At 66.6% G+C, this 5,622-nt stretch carries 5 protein-coding genes and 2 pseudogenes; 3 read left to right on the top strand and 4 right to left on the bottom strand.

Annotation, left to right across the window (positions count from 1 at the left end; genetic code table 11):
- Positions 1–210: pseudogene (locus ABZ070_RS34985) on the bottom strand (lipopolysaccharide biosynthesis protein); the annotation flags it as partial.
- Between the two features lie 301 nt (positions 211–511).
- The gene (locus ABZ070_RS34980; RefSeq protein WP_356639958.1) at positions 512–1,759 is read right to left on the bottom strand and encodes a glycosyltransferase; all 1,248 of its coding nucleotides are present in this window, start codon (positions 1,757–1,759) and stop codon (positions 512–514) included.
- A gap of 133 nt (positions 1,760–1,892) precedes the next feature.
- On the opposite strand from ABZ070_RS34980, the gene ABZ070_RS34975 reads away from it, so the two are divergent.
- A complete protein-coding gene (locus ABZ070_RS34975) occupies positions 1,893–2,363 on the top strand; it encodes an adenylyltransferase/cytidyltransferase family protein (protein WP_356639956.1) in 471 nt (156 codons plus the stop codon).
- On the opposite strand, the gene ABZ070_RS34970 is transcribed toward ABZ070_RS34975, so the two are convergent.
- Together ABZ070_RS34970 and ABZ070_RS34965 are read right to left on the bottom strand one after the other, a co-directional pair.
- Positions 2,326–3,045: a CDP-alcohol phosphatidyltransferase family protein gene (locus ABZ070_RS34970; protein WP_356639954.1), complete on the bottom strand. Its 720-nt coding sequence runs from the start codon at positions 3,043–3,045 to the stop codon at positions 2,326–2,328. The genes ABZ070_RS34975 and ABZ070_RS34970 overlap by 38 nt on opposite strands.
- Positions 3,046–3,359: 314 nt before the next feature.
- On the bottom strand, positions 3,360–3,749 hold the full coding sequence (locus ABZ070_RS34965; protein ID WP_356639952.1) for a DDE-type integrase/transposase/recombinase: 390 nt from the start codon (positions 3,747–3,749) through the stop codon (positions 3,360–3,362).
- A 167-nt stretch (positions 3,750–3,916) separates the two neighbouring features.
- On the opposite strand from ABZ070_RS34965, the pseudogene ABZ070_RS34960 reads away from it, so the two are divergent.
- Positions 3,917–4,686, top strand: a pseudogene (locus tag ABZ070_RS34960) (IS5 family transposase).
- Between the two features lie 229 nt (positions 4,687–4,915).
- Positions 4,916–5,622, top strand: a 707-nt coding sequence (locus tag ABZ070_RS34955) for a DUF6801 domain-containing protein (RefSeq protein ID WP_356639950.1), incomplete at its 3' end; no start/stop codon positions are given.

The raw sequence follows: 5,622 nt of genomic DNA, 5'->3' as shown, positions 1-5,622 counted from the left end.
GACAGGTGCGGCGGCAGCCGCCGCACGCCGGGGCTCCGTGCGTGTCACCGCGCCGAGCATGGAACCATCCGCACCGACGATCAGCTCACGGATGTGGACGCGGTCGGCCCGGTGCACGATGCGCGGGTCACAGATCATGAGGACACCGTCGACGCGGTTGACGAGCGCGAGGACGTCCGCGCAGGCGAGTACAGGCGGGGCGACGACCACGACGGTGGCATTTCGGATCGTCGGCTTTGGCGATCAGCTGGGCGACACGGGCGGAGGCCAGTGCGCGCGGAGACGTTGCGCACCCGCTCACCAGGTACGAGTCCGAAGGCCCCGGATTCACCCACGTCGACCACGAGCCGGCCCGGGGCCGGGCCAATTGCCATCGGTGGACTCGGTGTACTCGCCGATGCACCTCCAGCGGGGCCAGGACGCAACGGACACGTCGAGCCGTTCCAACGGCGCAGCAGTTGATGCAACTGCTCCGGCTCGTCCTCCGCCCGGATAGTGATATGTGTCTGGCTCACCTTCCAGGGCCCCCCATAGCCTCGTCGATCAGCGCGTCGATCCGCGCCAGACCCGCTTCCCGTCCCAGATGAGCCGCCACATAGCGCGGTCCCGCCGCGCCCAACTCGTCCGCCATCCCTGGATCTCGGGCGAGTCTATGCACTGCTGACAGGAACAGATCCGGATTCTCCGGCTCCACAAGCATTCCGGCACCGGACCGCAGCACTTCACGGGCCGTGCCGCCTCCGGCGGCGACGGATGCGACCACCGGGCGGCCAGCCGCAAAGTAGGAGGTCAGCTTAGAGGGCACGCTCATGTCGAGTATGGAGGCACGCTGGGTCACGGCGAGGACATCTGCCGCGGCGAGCACATCGGGGAAGTTCGCGTCGGAAACTGGAGGTAGGAACTCCAGGTTGGGCAGCCCCTTGGCCATCCGGGCGAGGTGTTCGCGCTGGTTGCCGCCGCCCATCAGTACGATCCGGGCGGCCGGATCGCGGCGGGCCGCCTCCACCAGCACCTCAAGACCCTGCTTGAGGCCCATGTTGCCCGAGTGTAGGACGACGGTCTGCTCCGGATCCCAGCCGAGGCGCTCCCGGGTAAGGGCACGCGGCACCGACGGTGCCCGTATGTGCGACCAATTGGACACCAGGCGTATGCGCCCGGAATCCACCCCCATGGCCCGTACGCGCTCGACGAACGTCTCATGGATGACGCCGACGAGGGTAGCCCGCCGCAGCACCCACGACTCAGCGCGCTCGGCCAGCTCGGCAGCACGACCGCCGCCCTTGATCCCGGACTGGGCGGCGGCGGCGCCCATGAGGTCCTGGATGACGGGCACGAACGGGGCGCCATGCTTGGCGGCGATCCGCGCGCCAAGCACCCCCCCAGCGAGGCTGGGCACCTGGGCAAGCACCGCGTAGAGCCGGCCGGTCCTGGGAGGGGCGACGAGGCCGTGGGCCAGGATCGAGCCCTCGAACAAGCCTCTGCGCAGGGCACTCTGCCGTGGCGGGACACTGTGCCGACGGCGGTGCACGGTGACCCCGGCACGCCTCTCGGTGGCCCGCCACACCCTGCGGTAGTCGGGGGCCAGCCGCCAGGACGGGTAGTGCGGAAGCCCGGCGAGCACGTGTGTGTCATGCCCGCGGCTGGCCCAGTGCTCGGCGATGCCGGTGGCATACGGGCCGATGCCGGTGTGCTCGGGCGCGTAGTTGGTGGACACCAACAGCAGCCGCCGCCTACTGTCCTCGTCGTTGGCCTGTGTCACGCGACGAAACCTTCCCCCAGTGTGTTCACGTCCCACGGGCCCCGAATCCCGCGAACTGCTCTAAGTGAATTCTGCACCCTCCCGTCAACGGATGTGCACGGGGGAAATTATCGAACAAGGGGGTATTTGTGCCATGAGCAAGCGGTACCGTGTGGGCTACGCACCGGGCGCCTACGACCTCTTCCACATCGGGCACCTGAACATCCTGCGCCACGCACGCGCACAGTGCGACTATCTGGTGGCCGGCGTGGTCTCGGACGAGATTGCCGAACGGGCCAAGGGCAGGCGCCCGATGATCCCGCTGATCGAACGGCTGGAGATCGTCCGCAGCATCCAGTACGTGGACGCCGCGTTCGTCGAGACCGTGCCGGACAAGGTGAAGACGTGGAAGCAGGTCCGCTTCGACGTGCTGTTCAAAGGCGACGACTGGCGGGACACACCGAAGGGAGAACGGCTGGAGCGGGACTTCGCCGCCGTGGGCGTGGACGTCGTCTACTTCCCGTACACCGTCCACACATCGAGCACCCAGTTGCGACGCGCGATCGACACCCTCAACAAACCGCGCCTCACCGAAGAACTGCGGACAGCTCCCGGAACCATTTAGCAAGGAAGGCGACGAGGAAGATCGCGGCGGCGGCGGCGAGCCCGATGTAGACCCACCGGAAGGCGCCGCCGCCGAGCAGCAGGAAGACCAGGCAGAACACCCCGTGGTCCACGGGTAGCAGAGCCACTGCCCGCGCCGTGGACGGCACGGCTGCCCCCTCGCCCGGCGCCGCCTTGGACTTGAGCTGCTCGGTGAGTAGTCCCCCGAAGAACGTGACGACTGCGGCAAGCTGGAAACAAAGCGGCACCAGCAACCAGCCATCGGCCGAGGTCCCGAAGTGACCGGGGTGCCGGTAGAAGGCGATCAGCACCGCCGTGTGCAGTGTGGTGATCTTGGCGCAGTCCACCACATGATCAAGCCATTCACCCGCCGCGCTCCCCCCACCACGCAGCCGCGCCAGCTGCCCATCGGCCGAGTCGAACGCGAACCCGACCGCGAGCCCAAGCCACACTAGGAAACCCGCCGCCCAGGTTGGCTTCGCGAAAGCCACCCCCAGAACCGCCGCGAAGCTGAACCCCGCGCTGATCAAGGTGACCTGGTTGGGTGTGAGCCCCATCCGGTGGGCGCCGGCCGCTAGGTACCTGCCCGCGTGCCGGTTCACAAACCGCGAGTACAACGACACCCCCTTTGCGCTCTTCTGCGCGGATTTCAGCCGCACTAGAGCCGACGTCGTGCTGCTCATCGATCCCCCGGTCCTCATGAGACTCACTGATGACTCCCCCCCGCCCACATCACCACAGGGGAGGCGTAAAACAAACCACCAGACCTGAGGTCCGGCAATTTGGCGGTGAGGTTCCCCCGAGATACGGAAGGTGACGACAGCGGGTCAGATGGGGCTCGTGAGAGGACTTTTGTACCACCCGAACCCACGAGGCGGTGGCGTACGCGACGTCCGACGCCGTTTTCCAGGGGCCGTAGTGGAAGACCTTGGTGCGTATGCACTCGGCCTTGTAGAGGCCGTTGATGGCTCCATCAGCGCGTTGCCGCAAGCGTCCCTTACGCTGCCGATTGAAGGCGGATACCCTCGATGCGCAGGTGTGAAGCGCACGCTGGTGTATTGCGACCCGACGTCGGAGTGGTGGATGAGCTGGTCGCGTCCGGCGGGGTTGCCTCGTGGGGGCGGCGCCACAACGCCATCCGCCGCGCCACGTCGACCAGCTCCACGTCCCACTTGATCGAGGCGTGCCAGCTCACGATCTTCTCGGAGAAACAGTCGACGATGAACGCGACGTAGGTGAACGACTGATATGTGCGGACGCAGGTGGGATCCGTGATCCATTTCCGGTTCGGGGCCGGAGCGGTGAAGTCGCGGTCCAGCGGGTCCGCCGCCCGCAGGTCGGCCGGGTTGGGATCGTTGTTCTCGGTCTTCGCCCGCGCACCTGCCATTGCGACCGAGTGAGCGCATGGCGCGGTCGACGGCACCGAAGCCGGCCTCAGGCAAGAGGGTGCGGCGGATGAGAACCAGCATTTTGTGCCGGCCATAACCGATCGTTTCAGAATGGAATTCGTTGTGGGGCTTGGCAGTTGGGCGTTGTGTCGGCAGGATCTCTGGGGTGTCTGCTGATCTTGTGCCTGATGACCTGTGGGAAGTGTGGGCCTGCTCGTCCGCCTCGGCGGCAGCGGTATCCCGGGCGGTTGCCGGCGGATGACCGCGCTGCGTTGCGGGGCATCGTTTACGTGTTGTGCAAGAGCGTGAGCTGGCGGGACGTTCCGGCTGAACAGGCCGGCTGCAGCGGTGTGACGGCTTGGCGGCGTCTGCGTGAATGGACCGACGCCGGTGTCTGGCCGCCTGCACGAAGTACTGCTGGCCGAGCTCGGGCCGCAGGCCCGCTGGACATGGACGACGCGGCCATCGACAACTCCCATGTCCGGGCTCTCACAGGGGGCTCAACCGGACCTTCGCCGGTCGGCCGTGTGCCCCGGTCAGCAAGCACCACTTGATCACCGACCGGCACGGCGCACCCTTCGCCGCCTCGCTGACCAGCGGAAACCGCCATGACATCACGCAACTGATGCCACGGCTGGACGCGATGCCCCACATCCGAGCGGTCCGCGGGCGCCACGTCACCGACCGGGTCGGCTGTTCGCCAACCGCGGCTACTACAACAAGTACCGCCGCCTCCCGCGGTCCCGCGGCATCACACCGAAGATCGCCCGCAAAGGCACCGCCCACGGCTCCGACCCGGGCAGGACACGCTGGGACGTCGAGCGGACTTTCGCCCGGCTCCACCAGTTCAAGCGCTTCCACATCCGCTACGAGATACGCGCCGACATCCGCTTCGGCCTGCTCCAACTCGCCTGCAGCACCATCTACTTGAGATGACTCCGAACCTCATTCTGAAACGATCAGTAAGTAACGCCGCCGGAATCGCGAGACGAGAGACAGCTCGAACGCAACGGATCACACGCTCAAGATCTGCTGCTGCAGCACCTGGAACGCACGTCCGCAATTCCGAAATAGACGCCTTGACCACCGCCTTAAACCCTCACTACGTTACGGACTCGAGGAACTGCCTTGGTGTGCAAGTTTCGGCTAACCGAAAGGAACCTCCATGAAGACCCGAAAATCCGGGAAGACGAAGGCGCTCGCCGCCTTTGCCGCATCGGGCGTGATAACAGTCGGGCTCGTTGGTGTGGGCGCGGGCACCGCCGCCGCCGACCCTGTGTCGATCATCCTGAAGTACTCCTGTGCGTTTCCGCTGATCGGTCAGCAGCCGCTGAGCATCAAGATCAGTACAGACGTCCCCAAGTCCATCCCCGTCGGCCAGCCCACGCCGAAGCTCAAGATCGACGCGGTCGCCACGGTGAACGACACGGCCACGAAGGGCATGAACATGGTCGGCGCCAAGACCCTTGAGGGGGAGGCCACCGCGGACGCGACGGTCCAAGTCCCCGAGGGCCAGCTGCCAGTCAAGGCGCCCGTCACCCTGGAGAAGACCGGTATCCCCGCACAAGGCGAGTTCCAGGTCAACTCTCATGGGGAAGCACCCTCCCTGACCTTCTCCAAGCCGGGCAAGGGCACCATCACCGTCGGCGACCTGCCGATGAAGATGACCCCGAAGGACAAGGACGGCAAGGAGACCGTCCTCGGCACCTTCGAGTCGGCCTGCAAGCAGGACCCCGGTCAGAACAACAAGCTGGCGGAGATCGAGATCACCGGCAGCGGTGGCTCTACGGGCGGCACCACGGGCGGCACGACGGGGGGCGGCACGTCCGGCGGGTCGGACACCAGCGGCACGTCCGGCGGGTCGGACACCAG

It is taken from the genome of Streptomyces sp. NPDC006283 (genome assembly GCF_040613325.1).
In the GTDB taxonomy this organism is placed as follows: domain Bacteria; phylum Actinomycetota; class Actinomycetes; order Streptomycetales; family Streptomycetaceae; genus Streptomyces.
Note: the sequence above shows the minus strand (reverse complement) of the source record. Positions and strands in the feature narration are given on the sequence as shown.

Coding starts and splice junctions, on each gene's coding strand:
- ABZ070_RS34975 (WP_356639956.1), top strand. CDS start 1,893: ATGAGCAAGCGGTACCGTGTGGGCTACGCACCGGGCGCCTACGACCTC.
- ABZ070_RS34970 (WP_356639954.1), bottom strand. CDS start 3,045: ATGAGCAGCACGACGTCGGCTCTAGTGCGGCTGAAATCCGCGCAGAAG.
- ABZ070_RS34965 (WP_356639952.1), bottom strand. CDS start 3,749: ATGGCAGGTGCGCGGGCGAAGACCGAGAACAACGATCCCAACCCGGCC.